Here is a 17930-nt window from a genome sequence, read left to right on the forward strand (position 1 = left end):
CTTTGCAGCATGGCATGCCGATCCCCGGACGCGCATTGCCCAAAACCGACAGCGTCTCCAACAGACTGATATCCCTTGTATTTTCTAAGACAAAGGACGGACACGCAACCCGGGCGCGTTAACGGCGCGTCCACCTTCATTCTGCATAGTTTTGTATCAATTTTACCGTTCGTGCTTGCCGATCGCACCTAAAGGCCATTCGGATCGCTGGAAGCCATGACAACTGACCGCACTGGGAATGCCGCCGGCCTGGCAGGCCGTTTCACCCTTGCCACCAGGCTCTATTCGATTTTCGCACTGTTTGCGCTGCTCACCGCAGGGATCGCGGTGCTGTCGGACTACAACAGCCGCCGCGGTGCCGAGCTCACGGCTGCGATCGAGACCGCGAACGCGGCGGCGCTCAACGTCGAGCGTGTCAACTCGCTGGTTTACGCCGTGGTGATGGAATCCCGCGGCGTCTACATGTCGACGGATCCAAAGGCCGTGAAGAAGTTCGGGGACGGTCTGCTCAAGTTCAACGACGAGATCCTCGGCGTGGTGAAGGGCTGGGAAGCCATCGTCAGGACCGACGACGCCGAGCAGTTCGCAACGTTCAAGAAGCGCATCGAGCAATTCATCGACTTCCGGAAAGAACTGGTTCGCCGCGCCTATGAGATCGGTCCGGCTGCTGGCCGCGAATGGGGCGACAACGACGCCAATCGCAGCGTGCGGTTGGCGTTGAACAAGGATCTCGAGGCGCTGTCCAAGGTCTACGCCCAGCGCGCCAGGCAGATTGCGCAGGAGACCGAGACCAATCGCACGCTCTCATTCGTGCTGACCTGCCTCGGCGGCGTCGCGCTGGCGCTCGTCGTCATCGGCATCGTCATCATCGCGCGCTCGATCGCCCGTCCGCTCTCGGCGATCACCGCGACCATCAAGCGGGTCGCCGACGGCGAAGAGAATGTCGTGGTGCCGCATACCGAGCGCGCCGACGAGATCGGCGCGCTGGCGCGCGCGATCCGGATTTTTCAGGAGGCGATGGACCGCAATCGCAACCTCGCCTCTCAGGTCTCCCAGGACTCCGCGGCCCGCGACGAGCGCGCCCGCCACATCGAGACCTCGGTCGAGGCCTTCCGCGAAGCGATCGGCGCGGTCATGCGGGGCCTTGCCGACAACGCGTCCGCCATGCGCGAGACCGCGAAGACCATCACCCGCGTCACGGCAGATGCCAGCACGCGCGCCGGCACGGCGGCGAGCGCCACCGAGCAGGCCTCGCACAACGTCACGGCGGTGGCGGGTGCGGCGGAAGAGCTGTCGGTCTCCGTCGAGGAGATCGGCCGTCAGGTGCGGCAATCGGCGAGCGCCGTCGAGCAGACCGGCCAGCGCACCGAGAAATCGATCTCCGAGATCGAGAGCCTGGCAGCCGCCACACAGCGCATCGACGGTGTGCTCAATCTGATCCAGGCGATCGCCGAGCAGACCAACCTCCTCGCGCTCAACGCCACCATCGAGGCGGCGCGCGCCGGCGACGCCGGCCGCGGCTTTGCCGTCGTCGCCCATGAGGTCAAGGCGCTCGCGGGGCAGACGGCGAAGGCGACCGCGGAGATCAGCGAGAACGTCGGCATGATCCAGTCCTCGACCCGCAACGCGGTCGAGGCCGTGCGCGAGATCGGCGGCGCTGTGCGCGAGATCAACGACGTCACCTCGGCCATCGCAGGCGCCATCGGCCAGCAGGACTCCGCGACCCGCGAAATCTCCGCCAACGCGCAATCCGCTGCGCAAGGCAACGAGACCCTGGTCGCCAACATCACCTCGCTGCGCGACGCCATCGGCGAGACCGACACCGCGGCAACCTCCGTGCTGACCGCGGCAGGCAGCCTGACCGCAACGGCCGAAACCCTGTCGCGCGAGGTGGAAAAATTCTTCCAGAATTTGCGCTCGGGCCCGGCCGAGCGCCACATCGCCAAGGCGAGCTAGCTCCCCGCATCATTCGACGCTGCGCCAGGAGCCCTTGTAGGAGCGTCGCAGCAGCGCGAACAGACTTCCGCCGGTCACCGCGCCTAGCAGATAGACGACGACGGTGAGCACCGCGAGCGGCAGGCTGAGGTTCACCCTGAAGAACGAGACCGTCACGGTCTCGAAATTCTGCGCGGCGAACACCACGATCGCGACCGCGAACAGGATGATGATGGCGAGATAGACCCAACGCATGAAGCACTCCCCTTCGGCCGCGCGCAGGATCGCGCGGTCAACCGCGACTTGAAAATCAGCCCTTCCTCGCGCGCCTTAAGTGCCGCGCCGCAGGCTGAAGCCGAGGCTCAGCCAGCCCGCGCCGGCAAAGATCAGGTCGATGCCGAGGAACAGGCCGAGGATGTAGACGCTGTTGACCGGCCAGCGAGCCAGGATCAACAGGCCGAGCAACAGCGTGATGACGGCCGAGAGCGCGACCCAGATCCAGGGGCTCTCCCGCTTCATGCTGAAGGCAAGAAACAGCCTGACGACGCCGGAAGCGATCAGCGAGGCACCGAGGAACAGGGTCAGCAGCACCGCAGCAAACAGCGGGTTCTCGAAGGTCAAAAAGCCCGCGATGACGTAGAGAACGCCGAGCAGCGCCCAGATCAGGAACTTGCCCCAGCTCTTCATCTGGAAAGCGCCGATCACCTCGGTCACGCCAGCCACGATCATCATAACGCCGACCACCAGCACGCTCGCGACCGTCGCGATCACCACGCTGCCGAGCGCAATGAAGCCGGCAATGACGTAGACGACGCCGAGCGCGACGATCCAGCCCCATTTCGGGCGCAACGCCGCGATGCCGGAGCCCAAGCCTAGTCTGTGAGACATATCCGAAGCAGTTGTCATGACGGCCACTCCTACATGCGAGCCCCCACGGCACACGTCAGGATAGCATGAGCCCGGCGGGGGCGACAGCCAGAAGAGCAGCCGCCGCAGGCGCCACCGTTGATACAGGTCAAGGCCGCCAAGGCGCGCTTCAGGCGCGCGACCCCTCCATCTCAAGCTCGGCCTTCAGACTGTCGAGATCGCGATAAATTGACGCGACCGCGAGCACGCGGCCGCCTTTCCGGTACCGGAGCAGGCAGTCCTTGCTCGGGATGCTGCCGTCGATCTTGATGTCATCCCAGCCTTCGGCATGGCCGACATAATTGATCGGCACGTCATAATGCTGGCTCCAGAAGAACGGCACGGCGTCGTAGCGTTCGCTCCGGTCGAGCATGTTTCGCGCCGCGGTCTGCCCCTGCCGCTCGGCAACCACCCAGTGCTCGACGCGAATGTTGGTCCGAGAATGCGGGTCCGGCCAGCGCGCGATGTCGCCGGCCGCAAAGATGCCGGGCGCGCTGGTTTCGAGGTAAGCATCGACCGTCACGCCGCGATCGATCGCAAGCCCGGCCCGCTCGGCCAGTTCGAGGCGCGGCTTGACACCGATGCCGACCACCACGAGGTCTGCCTCGATCACGCCGCCACTTTTCAGGTGCGCGCGGCGGCCATCGAGTTTTTCCACGGTGTCCCTGAGGTGGAAATGGACGCCGTTCTCTTCATGAAGAGCACGGACGAAATCGCCCATCTCGGCTCCCAGGATGCGCTCCATCGGCCGTTCCTCCGGTGCGACGACGTGAACCTCGAGCTTGCGCGCCCGCAAGGAGGCGGCGACCTCGAGGCCAATGAAGCTCGCCCCGATCACCAGCGCGCGTTTGGCGCTGCCCGCTGCCGTGATGATGGCACGGCTGTCGGCGACCGATCGCAGGGTGTGGACATGCGGCTGGTCGGCACCAGGAATCTGTAGCTTCACGGGCTCGGCGCCGGTCGCCAGCAGCAGCCGGTCGAACGGCACCTTGTCGCCGTTGCCCAACGTCACATGACGTTGTTTCGGATCGAGCGCGGCGACGGAAGTGTCGAGCCTGAGCTCGATGCCTGCGTCCGCGTAATAATCCTCTGGCCGGAGCGGCAGCCAATCTTCCGGCGCATTGCCAGCCAGATAGTCCTTCGACAGGTTCGGCCGGTCGACCGGCAAGGCACTGTCGTTGCTGAGCACGGTGATGCTGCCGGCAAAGCCCTCGCGGCGAAGCATTTCGGCCGCTGCAAATCCCGCCGCGCCGCCACCGACGATGACAAACCGGTCCGGCGTCGGCGCGGAGCGATGCGGCGCGGCCCGTGGTGGCGCCTCTCGCTTGCGACGCACGATGATCTCGTCCTTCTCGCGTTCGACCTCCCAGACCGCCAGCGCATTCAGCGCCGGCGCTGCGACCGCCTCGCCGGTGCGCAGCGAGAAGCAGGCGTGATGCCAGGGGCATCGGATGGTGTCGTCGACCACGAGCCCCTCGGCGAGCGGACCATGATAGTGCGTGCAAGCCGGTTCGATCGCCACGACCTCGGCGCCGAGCTGCACCAGGAGAACGTCTTCGCCACCGACATGGCCGAGCAGCTTTCCGTTGTTGAAATCGGCGAGGTTCACGCCCTTGGCTAGATCGGGTCCACTCGGCTTCTTCTCATCGCTCATGCGCCGTCTCCCGTGGCTTTGCGTCTCAATCGTCCGAGTTGGCGAGGCCCAGCAGCTCCTGCCGCGTCAACGCGTTATCGCGAAACACGCCGAGCATGCGACTGGTGACGAGATCGGTGCCCGGTTTGTGCGCGCCGCGCGTGGTCATGCAATGATGCGTGGCCTTGATAATCACGCCGACGCCTTGCGGCCTCAGCACGTCATTGATCGAGTTGGCGATCTGCGCCGTCATCTTTTCCTGGATCTGGAGGCGCCTGGCGTAGATGTCGACCACCCGCGCGAGCTTGGAAATGCCGACGACGCGCCCCTGCGGAATATAGGCGACCCAGGCACGTCCGACGATCGGCGCCATGTGGTGCTCGCAATGGCTCTCGAAGCGAACGCCGCGCAGCACGATCATCTCGTCATAGCCCTCGATCTCCTCAAAAGTCTTTTGCAGGATTTCGGTCGGGTCCTGCGCGTAGCCGGCAAAGTATTCCCGAAACGCACGCGCCACCCGGTCCGGCGTCTCGCGCAGGCCGTCACGTGCGGGATCATCGCCCGCCCAGCGGATCATGGTGCGGACGGCGTCCTCGACCTCCGCCTGGCTCGGGACCTCCGCCGGCGCTTGCGCGAGTGCAACGCGTTCCAGCCGTCGCGCTTGTCGTTCCATATGAACTCCTCCCCCTGACTAGCCGCTGGCAATTGCGGCGCGGTACCAAGGCTTGGACGGCGCCAACGGAAAAAGGTTCCGGGGATAGGGGAAAAATCAGCGCGGCTCGGAACCAGGCTTACCTGTTTGCGGCCTTGCGCAGGTCGAGCACGGCCTGCGCCCATTCGGCGGGCCGCTCCTGCGGCAGGTTGTGACCTGCCCCGTTGAACACGCGCCGTTCGAAAGAGCCCTCGAACTTGTGCGCGTGATGGGCGGTGCCACGAATGACGCCGTCGTGATCGCCGTCGATCGCGATCGTCGGCACGCGGATCGGCGGCTGCATGGCAAGCTGTGCCTCGATTGCCGCATAGGCGGGATCGCCCTCGACCAGCGCATAGCGATGCCGGTAGGAGTGGATCACGACGTCGACGAAGTCCGGATTGTCGAAGGCAGCTGCGCTTCGGTCGAACGTCGCATCATCGAACGCCCAGGTCGGCGACCACATCGACCAGAGCTGGCGGGCAAAGCCGCGCCGGTTGCGCTCCAGCGCGCGCCGGCCGCGTTCGTTGTGAAAGAGATATTGATACCAGAGCGCGGCTTCCTCCGGCGGCGAAGCCGGCTCCATCGATCGCGCGATGTTCTGGATGTTGTAGGAATTACCGGAGACGAGCCCGACCACGCGCTCCGGATGGAGCGCCGAGACCACGCAGGCCGCGCGCCCGCCCCAGTCATAACCGCCGACCATTGCGCGCTCGATCTTCAGAGCATCCATGAACGCCAGGAGGTCAGCGCCGAGCGCCGCCTGCTCGCCCGAGCGCAACGTCTTGTCGGACAAAAACCGCGTCCCGCCGTATCCGCGCAGCGACGGCACCAGCACCCGCGCACCGGATTGCGCGATCAGCGGCGCGGTCTCCGCATAGGCGTGGACGTCGTAGGGAAAACCATGGCCCATGATGCAGGGCCAGCCATCCGGCGCGCCGAATTCGAGATAGGCGATTTCGAGAACGCCGGCGATCACTGTTTTCGGTTGCATTCTTGCGACAACCCTCTTGCAAAAAAACGATATTGTAGCCCGGATGAGCGTAGCGATATCCGGGACCGCGGAGCGAGCAACCCGCATGTCGCTCCGCTCATGCGGGCTACGCGGCTACAAGGCTCCGACCTACTTCTGCGGTCCCGACAGCGGAATGTCGCGCTCGGCGCGGAACACGTTGCTGTAGAGGTTGGCGATCCACTGCCGGCCGATGTCGGTCTGGTTGAGATAGCCGATCTCGGTCTGGATATGCGGAGCGACGCTGTCCCAATAGAATTGCGGATAGCGATGCACGATGTCGGCGGGCGAGTCGTAGCCGAGCTGGCGGTTGATACCGACCTCCTCGAATTCATAGTAGAGCGCGTTGGCCTTGCGCAGGTAGTTGGGATCGCCGAGCTGGCCGATAAAATCAGCAGCGCGCAGGATCGAGGCGTCGGCATCGTAGTCCTGGCCGTCCCGGGCCGGAAACCGCGTGCCTTCGATGGCGCGCGCAATGCGCTCCGGGTCGAGCCCCGGAATGTGCTGCAGCCGCCGCATCACGTAAAGCTTCGATCGGTCGACGTGATACATCATCAGGCTGGCATCGGAGGAACCACGCGGCAGCGCGATCTTGGTGCCGGCGGCGTCGATCAGGAAGCCATCCTTATCATCCTCCTCGAACAGGCCGCGCACATAGCCGATGTCATGGGCAAGGCAGGCGATCAGGACGTGGATGAAATCCTCCGCCTCCATGTGGGTATGGAGATATCGGCCATTCAGGATGGCGTGGCCCGCCAGTGTCACGAGCATTGTATGCTCGATATTGTGATAGAGCGCATCGCTGTTGCCGATACATTCCATCGCGGTACGCGTCGCGCCCTCGATCGTCCTCGCGGAGGACTCGTCGTACCGGCGACGCATGAACGAGCCGAGCAGCTTTTCCAGAGATTCGGCAGCCAGTCTCGGTAACGTGATCATGGATGCAGCCCCGTCGTCGGTGGTGTTCCCACGCCAACTCCTGACGCCTCGTTTCTCCTCGCCCCGGGGGCAGCATAGCCCATCTCGGCCCGGCTGACCAAATCTCCAATGGAGACGTAGCGAAAAGATTTGTGTTGCGCGACGGTCTTCCCGTGGTCAGCGGTGCATCTGGTGACAATTCCTACTCCACCAGCAGCACGTCCACGGCGACGCCGAGCTTCTGCTTCGGCGAGCCGACGATGATGCCGTCGACCGGCGAGACGTCGGAGAAGTCGCGGCCAACCGCGAGCACGATGTGATCGTTGGCGACCAGGAGATCGTTGGTCGGATCGAGCCCGACCCAGCCGAGCTCAGACCCGCACCATAGCGACACCCAGGCGTGCGTGGCATCGGCGCCTTGCAGGCGCGGCTGGCCGGGCGGCGGGATGGTGCGCAAATAGCCGCTGACATAGGCCGCCGGCAGCCCGAGCCCGCGAAGCCCGGCGATCATCACATGGGCAAAGTCCTGGCAGACGCCGTGGCGTTTGTCGAACACCTCGTTGAGCGGCGTCGAGATCACCGTCGCCTTCGGGTCGTAGCGAAATTCGCTGCGGATACGATGCATCAGATCGACGGCGCCGGCGAGGATACCGCCGCCGGGCGCAAAGCTCATCGCAGCATAGGCGCTGACGGGACGCAGCACCGGCACCAGAGGGCTCGCAAACACGTAGCCGACCGGTGACGATGGCCCGAGGCTCGTCGCCTCGAAAGCGATGTCACGGATGCTTTCCCAGGGCGGACTGAAGGCATCGCGCGGCGGCGGATTTCGCGACACCGACACGCGGGAGCGGGAATCGATGCGCAAATTGCGATGCGAAACTTCGATCACGACGTTCTCGGTCAGCGTGCCGAAGAAATCGCGCCTGGCATGGCGGTCCGCAGGCCGCGGCCGGATCTCGACGTGGTGCGAGATCAGCTCTTGCCCGTCGCCGCTCTTCGGCTCCAGCCGTAGCGTGCAGCGGGCGAAGCTGACCGGACTCTCGTAGGAATAGGTCGTGACGTGACGGATGTCGTAGATCACGCCAGCCCCGTCAGCTTTTCCGGCCGGCTGGCATTGGGGCCATGCGGGAAGTAATGCAGCCCGATCGCCTCCGCCAGGTTGAGCAAGTCCTGCTCCAGCGAGAACAGCGACTTGACCTCGAGCTTCTCCGCCTCGGCTGTGGCGAGCATCGCCTGCACGGCGACTGCAAGTCGTTGCGGCTTCTCGATCAGGCCGTACTCCTTCAGGCTCGGCAGCGCTGCGATGTGCTCGTTCAGGCTTGCGACCTGGAAGGCGACCGAGCGCGGATTGTAGGTGTCGAGCACCGCGAGATCGCGTACCGGCGCGAGCACCGGCGCCAGCAGATAGCGCGAGCGATAGGTGATCTGGCAATCGACCAGCGTCAGTAGCACGTCGAGGTCCTCATCGCCCGCCTCGTCATAGGCGAACTGTCGCGCGAAGCGCGTGGTGTTGATGGCGCGCTCGGCGCGGCGCCCCATGTCGAGGAAACGCCAGCCGGCAGCGCGATTCATGTTCTCCTGCGCAAGGCCGGCGAAGCTCGCGAGCTCCTGCAAGGTGAGCTCGGCAGCGCTGAGCACGCTGTCGTCGTCCTCGACCTCATAGGCGAGCCGCTCGGCCATCTCGGTGATCACCTGCCAGGCATCGGGCGACAAGCGCTCACGCAGGCCGGTTGCCGTGCGTTGCGCGGCCCGCACCAGCGACAGCGCAGAGCCGAAACGGTCAGGGCTTTGCAGTGCTTCGGCGGCAATCCGTCCAGGAGCCGTGCGCGAGGCTTGGGAGATCGCGCCCCAGGCGACGAGGATGCGCTGGATGCGCTCGGCCGACTGCATCGCGGCCGATGCGCCCTTGTTGTTGGGCCCGCGCATCGGCGAGCCGAGCGCGCGCACCAGCCGCAGCGTGGCCTCGGCGCGTTCGAGATAGCGGCCGAGCCAAAACAGATTGTCCGCCGCACGACTCGGCAGCACGCCCGCGATGCGACGGATCCGCACCTTGTCAGTTGCCGGCAGCAGCGTCGCGGTCGAGACCTGCTTCTCCGAAACGACCCAGACGTCGGCGGCACGCGCTCCATCGCCCATCGAGACGGCGCGCGCGTCGGCCTGTTCGGCGATCCGGCAGAAGCCGCCGGGCATGATGGTCCAGCCGTCGGGCGTGGCGGCAGCGAACACGCGCAGCACGAAGGGGCGCGGCGTGAGTTGCCCCTGCTCCCACACAGGCATCGTCGACAGCCGCACCACCTCCTGGCCGACATAATCCATGCCGCGCCCGCCGATGGCGTCGATCAGGCGCTGGCGCTCGGATGCGTCGAGCTCGCTCGCAAGCACAGGTCCCGTGCTGTGGAAGCCGGGAACGCCACGGCGATAGGCGCCCTCGATTGCGACCTCGTCGAGCCGTGCCAAAACCTCCTCGCGCGCCGAGCGCTGGCCGCACCACCAGGTCGCGATATGCGGCATCTTCAATTCCTCGCCGAGCAGGCGACGGCTCAACGCCGGCAGGAAGCCGAGCAACGCCCTCGCCTCCAGCACGCCCGAGCCGGGCATGTTGGCGACGACGACGCCATCCTTGCGCAACACGTCGACCAGCCCGGGCACACCCAACCGCGAGGACGCATCGAGCTCGAGCGGATCGAGCGAATTGGAATCGACCCGGCGCAAGAGCACGTCGAGCCGCTTGAGGCCTGCGACGGTGCGGATGTGAATGCGGTTGTCGCTGACCGCGAGATCGTCGCCCTCGACCAGCAGGAAGCCGAGATAGCGCGCCAGCGTCGCGTGCTCAAAGTAGGTCTCGCTGAAGCTGCCGGGCGACAGCACGCCGATGCGCGGCTCGTCGCGATCGGCGCTGGCGCGAAGTGAGTCCCGAAACGCCTCGAAGAACGGCGCAACGCGCGGCACGTTCATCGACTTGTAGAGGTCGGCGAAGGCACGCGACAGCACGAGGCGGTTCTCCAGCGCGTAGCCCGCCCCGGACGGCGCCTGCGTGCGGTCGCCGAGGACCCACCAGCGCCCGTCGGGCCCGCGGCCGACATCGGCGGCGTAGATCGACAGGTACCGCCCGCCGGGCGGCGCCACGCCGCAGACGGGCCGCAGATATTCGGGGCTGCCGGCGATCGCGGCGGCAGGGAGCGCACCCTCGGCGACCAGCCTGCCCTCGCCATAGATGTCACGCAGCACGAGTTCGAGTAGCTGGGCACGCTGCTTGATGCCGGCCGAGAGCTGCTGCCAGTCGGCCTCGTCGATCAGGAGCGGCAGGTGGCTGAGTGACCAGGGCCGGTCGGCGCTGTCGCCCGGTGCGCGATAGGTGACGCCGGCCTCGCGCAAATGGCGGTCGGCCATGGCAAAGCGCCGCTCGATCTCGTCGGGCGCCAGCGCACCAAAGGCGTCGAAGAAACGGCTCCAGACGGCGCGCGGAGCGCCATCGGGACCCAGGAATTCGTCGGGGATGCCGGGCAGACGGCTATAGTCGCGGACCCATTGCGCGACGCGGCGCTGGCTGAGGCGCCTGCCCGCCTGGCCTTCTCCGTCGGTCGCGCCTTCGCCCATGCACCACTCCCTGCAGCATCACCATACTCAATGCAGGAGCGGCGTGCGCAAGTCGAGGGTCAGCGGAAACTCAATTGTGCGTTCCTCCGGCGGCGGCTGGCTGGGACCTGGCGTATGACCGTGGTCCTGGAAGCGCGCAAGCCGCCGCGCCTCGGCCTCGTAAGTGTTGACCGGCTTGGTGTCATAGTTGCGGCCCCCGGGATGGGCGACGTGATAGACGCACCCGCCGAGCGAGCGGCCGTTCCAGGTATCGATGAGGTCGAACGTCAGGGGCGCGTGGACGGGTATCGTCGGATGCAGGCCGGAGGCTGGCTGCCAGGCCTTGAAGCGGACGCCGGCCACGGCTTCCGCCGAGCGGCCGGTCGGGGTCATCGGCAGGCGGCGGCCGTTGCAGGTCACGACATGGCGGCCCTCGATGAAGCCTTCCGCCTTCACCTGAAGCCGCTCAACTGAACTATCAACGTAGCGCACGGTGCCGCCGGCCGAGCCCTCCTCGCCGAGCACATGCCAGGGCTCCAGCGCCTGGCGCAATTCCAGCGTCACGCCGCCATGATGGACCCGGCCGAAGGCAGGGAAACGGAATTCGAGCTGGGCCAGATACCATTCCGGCTCAAAGGGATAGCCGGATTGCTTCAACTCAGAAAGTACGTCAACGAAATCCTCCCAGATGAAGTGAGGCAGCATGAAGCGGTCATGCAGCGCCGTGCCCCAGCGTACGAACTTGCCGGCTTGTGGCTCGCGCCAGAGCTTTGCGATCAGCGCGCGGATCAGGAGCTGCTGGGCCAGCGACATGCGCGGATCGGGCGGCATTTCGAGCGCGCGGAATTCGACCAGGCCGAGCCGCCCGGTCGGGCCTTCCGGCGAATAGAGCTTGTCGATGCAGATCTCGGCGCGGTGGGTGTTGCCGGTGATGTCGACGAGCAGGTGCCGGAACAGACGGTCCACCAGCCAGAGCGGCGTCTGGTAGCCCGGCGGCGGCACGTGCGAGAGCGCGATCTCGAGCTCGTAGATGCTGTCATGGCGCGCCTCGTCGATGCGCGGCGCCTGGCTGGTCGGGCCGATGAACAGGCCGGAGAAGAAATAGGACAGCGACGGGTGGCGCTGCCAGTACAGCACGAGGCTCTTCAACAGGTCGGGCCGGCGCAGGAACGGCGAGTCCTGCGGGCTCGAGCCGCCGACCACGATGTGATTGCCGCCGCCGGTGCCGGTGTGGCGACCATCGACCAGGAAGCGGTTGGCACCGAGCCGCACCTTCGCAGCGTCCTCATAAAGACCGGACGTGATGTCGACCGCCTCGCGCCAGTTCTTCGCCGGCTGGATGTTGATCTCGATCACACCGGGATCGGGCGTCACCTTGATGACGTCGATACGCGGATCGAACGGCGGCGGATAGCCCTCGACATGGACCGGAAGCTGCATCTCCTCGGCGGTGTCTTCGAGCGCGGCGATCAGCTCGAGATAATCCTCGATCCGCTCGACGGGCGGCATGAAGGCGCAGAGCACACCGTCACGGATTTCGACCGCCATCGCGGTGCGCACTGGGATCGTCATATTGAGATATTCAGGCGCCACCCGCGGCGGCGACGGCGGCCGCGGCATGCGGCTGAACACCGGCAGTTGCTTGCGCACCTCCATCGGGTCCTGCTCGATGACGTAGGGATATTGATTGGGCGGGACGTAACCGAGCGAGCCCATCGGCAGCCGCAGCCCCAAGGGCGAGTCGCCCGGCGTCAGGAACAGATGGCTGCGCCGGAGCCCCCAGCGTTCGCTGCGCCAGCGCGGCGGCGCATTCCAGCGCTGCACCGGCAGCACGAAACCGCGCGGCGTGCCGAGCCCCTGGTCGAACACCCGCGCCATGCGCGCGCGCTCCTCCGGATCCGACAGCTTGGAATCGGAGGGATCGACACTGACGGGAAGGTCGGCTTCCTTCTGCAGCCAATAGGCGGGATCCTCATAGGCCGGCATGATGTAGCCGGGATCGAGCCCGAGCCGCGCCGCCGTGCCCTCCATGAAGGCTTCGGCGTCCCTGACCTCGGCGCGGCGGGGAGTTTCGACCTTCGCGATCAGGTCGGCATTCTTCCAGATCGGCACGCCGTCCTTGCGCCAATACAAGCCAAAGGCCCAGCGCGGCAGGCTCTCGCCCGGATACCATTTGCCCTGGCCGTAATGCAAAAGGCCGCCTGGCGCGAAGCGCATGCGCAGGCGCCGAATCAGGTCATCGGCGAGCGAGCGCTTGGTCGGACCAACAGCCTCGGTATTCCACTCCGGCGCTTCCAGATCGTCGACAGAGACGAAGGTCGGCTCGCCGCCCATGGTGAGCCGCACGTCTTGCGCGGCGAGGTCGCCGTCGACCTGCTCGCCGAGCTCGTTAAGCCGGGCCCAGGCTTCATCAGAAAAAGGCTTTGTAATGCGAGGCGCTTCGCGGATGCGCTTCACGCTCATCTCGAAAGCGAACTCGACCTCGGCAAAGCCGGCGCTGCCGGAGATCGGCGCGGCCGAACGGTAATGCGGCGTCGCGGCGACGGGAATGTGCCCCTCGCCTGCCAGCATGCCGGACGTCGCGTCAAATCCGATCCAGCCCGCGCCCGGCAGATAGACCTCAGCCCAGGCGTGCAGGTCGGTGAAATCGTTCTCCACCTCGGGCGGTCCCTCGATCGGATCGATGTCGGGACGGATCTGGATCAGATAGCCGGAGACGAAGCGTGCCGCGAGGCCGAGATGGCGCAGCGTCTGAATCAGGAGCCAGGCGGAGTCGCGGCAAGAGCCGGCACCCGAGGACAAAGTCTCCTCCGGCGTCTGCACGCCTGGCTCCATGCGGATGATGTAGCGCACCCGCTCCTGGAGCTTGCGATTGAGCTCGACCAGGAAGTTGACGGTGTTGCTGGCCTCGCGCGGGATCGACGCAAGATATTCGGCAAACAGCGGACCGGGCGTGATGGTCTCGAGATAGGGCGCGAGCTCGGTCTTCAGATCCTTGGGGTACTGAAACGGAAAGCTGTCGGCATAGGGCTCGACGAAGAAGTCGAACGGGTTGACCACGGTCATCTGCGCCGTGAAATCGACCTCGATCCTCAGCTCCGTCGTCTTTTCCGGAAAGACGTAGCGCGCCAGCCAGTTGCCTTGCGGGTCCTGCTGCCAGTTCACGAAGTGATTGGGCGGAGTGACCTTGAGCGAATAGCTCAGGATCGGCGTCCGCGTATGCGGCGCCGGCCGCAAGCGGATGGTCTGCGGGCCGAGATCGATCGGACGGTCATACTTGTAGTGCGTGACGTGGTGTAATGCGACGTAGATCGACACGGATGCGGTGCTCCAGCAGCTTTTTTAAGCAGAACACCTGATGTCATCGCGATCAAGCACTAACAACGGGCAGCGCGTGCCTACAAGGCGTGCGAATGGCGAGTGACGAATGGCGAATAGCCGAGTAAATGCTCTATTCCCTACCCCTATTCGCTATTCGCCTCTCTCACATCGTCGCGCCGATCACCCAGGGCGCGAACTCGGCGCCGCCGAAGTCGAAGCTCTCACTCTTGGTCGGCTGTCCCGAGGCCGTCTTCAGAATGAGATCGAAGATGCGCTGGCCGCATTGCTCGACCGTCTCGGAGCCTTCGAGGACGGTGCCGCAATTGACGTCCATGTCCTCTTCCATGCGCTTGTACATGGGCGTGTTGGTCGCAAGCTTGATCGACGGCGCGGGCTTGCAGCCAAACACACTGCCGCGGCCCGTCGTGAAGCAAACGAGATTGGCGCCGCCTGCAACCTGGCCGGTCGCGGCAACCGGGTCGTAGCCGGGCGTGTCCATGAACACAAAGCCCTTCTTCGTCACCGGCTCGGCATAGCGCAGCACGTCGACGAGATTGGTGGTGCCCGCCTTGGCCATCGCGCCGAGTGACTTCTCGAGAATCGTGGTGAGGCCGCCCGCCTTGTTGCCGGGGCTCGGATTGGCGTTCATCTCGGCGCCTTCGCGCTCGGTATATTCTTCCCACCAGCGCATGAGATCGACGAGCTTTTCGCCGACTTCGCGGCTGACCGCGCGGCGCGTGAGCAGATGTTCTGCGCCATAGGTCTCCGGCGTCTCCGACAAAATCACGGTGCCACCGTGACGCACGATGAGATCGCTGGCCGCGCCGAGCGCGGGATTGGCTGATACACCGGAATAGCCGTCCGAGCCGCCACACTGCAGCGCCACAGTCAGCTCGCTCGCCGGTACCGCTTCACGTTTCACGTTGTTGGCGTCAGCGAGCGCCTCCCGCACGAAGGCAACGCCCGCCTCGACCGTCTTGCGGGTGCCGCCGACCTCCTGGATGTCCATCGCGCGCAAGCGCCCGGCGAGTTTCTGCTCCTCCATCAAGCCGCCGATCTGGTTCACCTCGCAACCAAGGCCCAACACGATCACGTGCGAGAAATTGACGTGCCGCGCGTAGCCGCCGAGCGTGCGGCGAAGCAGCGCCAGCGGCTCGTTCTGCGTCATGCCGCAACCGGTCTTGTGGGTCAGCGCAACGACGCCATCGACGTTGGGGAATTCGGCCAGCGGATTTTCACCGGTGAAAGGATTCTTCTTGAAGACGTCGGCGACGAGGCCAGCGACATGCGCACTGCAATTCACCGAGGTGAGGATGCCGATATAGTTGCGCGTGGCGACGCGGCCGTCGGGGCGGCGGATGCCCTCGAAGGTCGCCGGCAGCTCGAAATTCGGCGTCGGCTTGACGTCGGCGCAATAGGCATAGTCCTTGGAAAAATCGCCCATGCCGCAATTCTGCGTGTGCACGTGCTGGCCGGGCGCAATCGGCGCGGTGGCAAAGCCGATGATCTGACCGTAGCGCTTGACCGGCTCGCCCACCGCAATCGGCTTGATCGCAACCTTGTGCCCGGACGGGATGCGGTCGACCGTCGTCACGCCGTCAGCCACCACCGTTCCGGGTGGCAGACTGGCACGCGCGATCACCACGCCATCATCGGGATGCAGGCGGATGACGGGGGCTGGGGTCATGATCGTTCTCCTTGGTCTTCAAAAGTATCGTGCCCCGGATGCTGCGCAGCGCGCAAGCGGTGCGCTGCTGATGCGGGGCCCACGCATGACGTCGGCAACTGGGTCCCGGCTCTGCGGTGCAACGACCCGCTTATGGCGCTGCACCGCGTCCGGGACTCGCGAGATCAAGCCTTGCCGCCGGAATCCTTCCGGGTCTGGTTCACCTGCATCTTGGCGTAGGTCGACATCAGACCGACCTCGTTCGACAGCGTCACCAGCTTGAAGCCCATGTTGATCGCGCGCGCGGCACCTTCCGCGCCGCTGCAATGGATGCCCGCGTTGAGGCCGCGCTTGCCGCATTCCTTGATGATCTTCTCGTAGATCGCGAGGATCTCCGGCTCGGTACGGTCGAGCTTCGGCTCGAGCCCGTAGGAGAAGCCTAGGTCGGACGGGCCGATATAGACGCCGTCGATGCCCTCGACGTCGAGGATCGCTTCCATGTTCTCGACCGCGGTCCTGGTCTCCATCATCGGCAGCAGCACGGTATCGTCGTTCGCCGTCTTCTGGTAAGTGCCCGCGGTGCCATACATGCCGGCGCGGATCGGCCCGTTGGAGCGCACACCCTTCGGCGGATATTTGGAATAGGAGACGAGGTTCCTGGCCTCCTGCGGCGTATTGATCATCGGGCAGATCACACCATAGGCGCCGCCATCGAGCACCTTGCCGATGATGCCGGGCTCGTTCCAGGGCACACGCACCATCGGCGTCACGGGATGCTTGTCCATCGCCTGGAAGCACTGAACCATCGACAGATAGTCCTGCACGCCGTGCTGCATGTCGACGGTGACGCTGTCGAAGCCGCACTGCGCGATCACCTCGGCCGAGAAGCCGGAGGGGATCGCGAGCCACGCATTGACCACGGCCTTGCCCGACTTCCAGATCTCTTTGACTTTATTCGCCACGTTGCCTTCCTTCCCTGTTGGTCTTACTCGCCGTCATTGCGAGCGAAGCGAAGCAATCCAGAATCCGTCCGCGGCAACACTCTGGATTGCTTCGTCGCTGGCGCTCCTCGCAATGACGAAATTGAACTAGCTCGTCGCCCTCTGGATGCTGACCTCGCTGACACCGACATCGCGGGCGGTATTGACTATCGCCGCCCAGGTGTCATCCGGCAAGGGCACGCCGTTCCTGGTGCGCTCGGCCCGGGTCTTCCGTTCGGGGTCGCCGGGGATCAGGACCTGCTCGACGCCGGCCATCGGCTTGGTGGCCCGGATGAAGTCGATATAGCGCGACACTTCGGCGTCGAAAACATCGGACGTGTCGATCACCTTGGGGTCGACAAAGAACGCAAGCATGCCGTTAGCGAAGCGGCGGCCGCCTGAGGTGGCGCCGGTTCCGGTCAGCGCGCCGCCGAGCAGCTCGCAAATGAACGCAAGGCCCGAGCCCTTGTGCTCGCCAAAGGCGCGAATCGCGCCCGTTCCTTGGGTGTGATCGCGCTGGCCGTCGGGCGTATAGGGCCCATAGAGCACGACCGGGTCCTCGCTTAAGCTGCCGTCGGAATCGACCAGCGCGCCCTTGGGCAGCTTCTTGCCGCCGCGGCTTGCGACCAGCACCTTGCCCTCGGCGACGATCGAGGTCGCAAAGTCCAGGACGATCGGATCTTGGCCCTCGCGCGGAATGCCGACGCAATAAGGCGCAGTCGACAGCCGCTTCTGAACGCCGCCGAACGGCGCGACCAGAAGCGAGCCGGCAGCGTTGACGAAATAGACCGAGACCAGCCCCTCAGCCGCGGCCATCTCGGCCCAGTCGCCGACGCGGCCGATATGGCCGGCGTTACGCAGGGCGACCGCGGCGAGGCCCGCCTTCTTGCACTTCTCGATGCCGATCTTCACCGCCTGCGGCGCAACCGTCTGGCCATAGCCGAACTTGCCGTCGACCACCGCGAGCGAGGGCGTATCGAGCACAACCTCGGCGCTCTGGTTTGGCACCACATTCCCAGTCTTCTTCCAGCGGATATAGACGGGCACGCGGATCACGCCGTGGCTGTCATGGCCGGTAAGATTGGCCGTCGTCAGATAAGTCGCAATGCGCCTGGCTTCATCCGGCGACGACTCCGCATGCGAAAACACCTCCGTGACGAAGTCGATCAGCTTCTGAACCTGAATGGTGACCATAACGGGCCTGTTTGCCTCTTCCTTGTTCCCTGCCGGATGAAACCGCTGAGATGCGGCATCAGTGGCGGCGCCGATTTTGGGCAGATCGGCTTGGGCGG

13 protein-coding genes are annotated in these 17930 nt (G+C 65.3%); 1 reads left to right on the plus strand and 12 read right to left on the minus strand.

The annotated features are described in order from the left end of the window. The first annotated feature begins 216 nt into the window (after positions 1-216). A complete protein-coding gene (locus Q2941_RS18250; protein WP_458193325.1) occupies positions 217-1956 on the plus strand; it encodes a methyl-accepting chemotaxis protein in 1740 nt (579 codons plus the stop codon). 9 nt (positions 1957-1965) lie between these two features. On the opposite strand, the gene Q2941_RS18255 is transcribed toward Q2941_RS18250, so the two are convergent. The 12 genes from Q2941_RS18255 to Q2941_RS18310 form a co-directional block, all read right to left on the minus strand. Continuing rightward, positions 1966-2190 (minus strand): lipopolysaccharide assembly protein LapA domain-containing protein, encoded by a 225-nt coding sequence (locus Q2941_RS18255; RefSeq protein ID WP_027528206.1) that lies wholly within the window; start codon positions 2188-2190, stop codon positions 1966-1968. A gap of 75 nt (positions 2191-2265) precedes the next feature. After that, complete coding sequence (locus Q2941_RS18260; RefSeq protein ID WP_027528207.1) at positions 2266-2841, minus strand: HdeD family acid-resistance protein; 576 nt, start codon at positions 2839-2841, stop codon at positions 2266-2268. 130 nt (positions 2842-2971) lie between these two features. After that, positions 2972-4495, minus strand: coding sequence for an FAD-dependent oxidoreductase (locus tag Q2941_RS18265; protein WP_458193326.1), 1524 nt, complete (start codon positions 4493-4495; stop codon positions 2972-2974). Positions 4496-4520: 25 nt separating this feature from the next. Next, positions 4521-5147 carry a GTP cyclohydrolase I FolE gene (gene folE, locus Q2941_RS18270; RefSeq protein WP_458193327.1) on the minus strand — a complete coding sequence of 209 codons (627 nt, stop codon included), beginning with the start codon at positions 5145-5147 and terminating at the stop codon, positions 4521-4523. 118 nt (positions 5148-5265) lie between these two features. Next, positions 5266-6159: an alpha/beta fold hydrolase gene (locus Q2941_RS18275; RefSeq protein WP_458193328.1), complete on the minus strand. Its 894-nt coding sequence runs from the start codon at positions 6157-6159 to the stop codon at positions 5266-5268. Between the two features lie 129 nt (positions 6160-6288). Beyond that, the gene (locus tag Q2941_RS18280; RefSeq protein ID WP_254106964.1) at positions 6289-7116 is read right to left on the minus strand and encodes an HD domain-containing protein; all 828 of its coding nucleotides are present in this window, start codon (positions 7114-7116) and stop codon (positions 6289-6291) included. 181 nt (positions 7117-7297) lie between these two features. Then, the gene (locus Q2941_RS18285; protein ID WP_458193329.1) at positions 7298-8176 is read right to left on the minus strand and encodes a transglutaminase family protein; all 879 of its coding nucleotides are present in this window, start codon (positions 8174-8176) and stop codon (positions 7298-7300) included. After that, positions 8173-10692, minus strand: coding sequence for a circularly permuted type 2 ATP-grasp protein (locus tag Q2941_RS18290; protein WP_027528213.1), 2520 nt, complete (start codon positions 10690-10692; stop codon positions 8173-8175). Before Q2941_RS18290 ends, Q2941_RS18285 begins: the two co-directional genes overlap by 4 nt. A 27-nt stretch (positions 10693-10719) precedes the next feature. Continuing rightward, positions 10720-13989: a transglutaminase family protein gene (locus Q2941_RS18295; RefSeq protein WP_458193330.1), complete on the minus strand. Its 3270-nt coding sequence runs from the start codon at positions 13987-13989 to the stop codon at positions 10720-10722. Between the two features lie 166 nt (positions 13990-14155). After that, positions 14156-15679 carry a UxaA family hydrolase gene (locus Q2941_RS18300; RefSeq protein ID WP_458193331.1) on the minus strand — a complete coding sequence of 508 codons (1524 nt, stop codon included), beginning with the start codon at positions 15677-15679 and terminating at the stop codon, positions 14156-14158. 164 nt (positions 15680-15843) lie between these two features. Next, positions 15844-16620: an HpcH/HpaI aldolase family protein gene (locus tag Q2941_RS18305; protein WP_027528216.1), complete on the minus strand. Its 777-nt coding sequence runs from the start codon at positions 16618-16620 to the stop codon at positions 15844-15846. A 126-nt stretch (positions 16621-16746) separates the two neighbouring features. Beyond that, entirely contained in the window at positions 16747-17832 is a 1086-nt protein-coding gene (locus Q2941_RS18310; protein WP_458193332.1) for a malate/lactate/ureidoglycolate dehydrogenase, read from the minus strand. Positions 17833-17930 lie beyond the last annotated feature (98 nt).

The organism is Bradyrhizobium sp. UFLA05-153 (assembly GCF_054185185.1).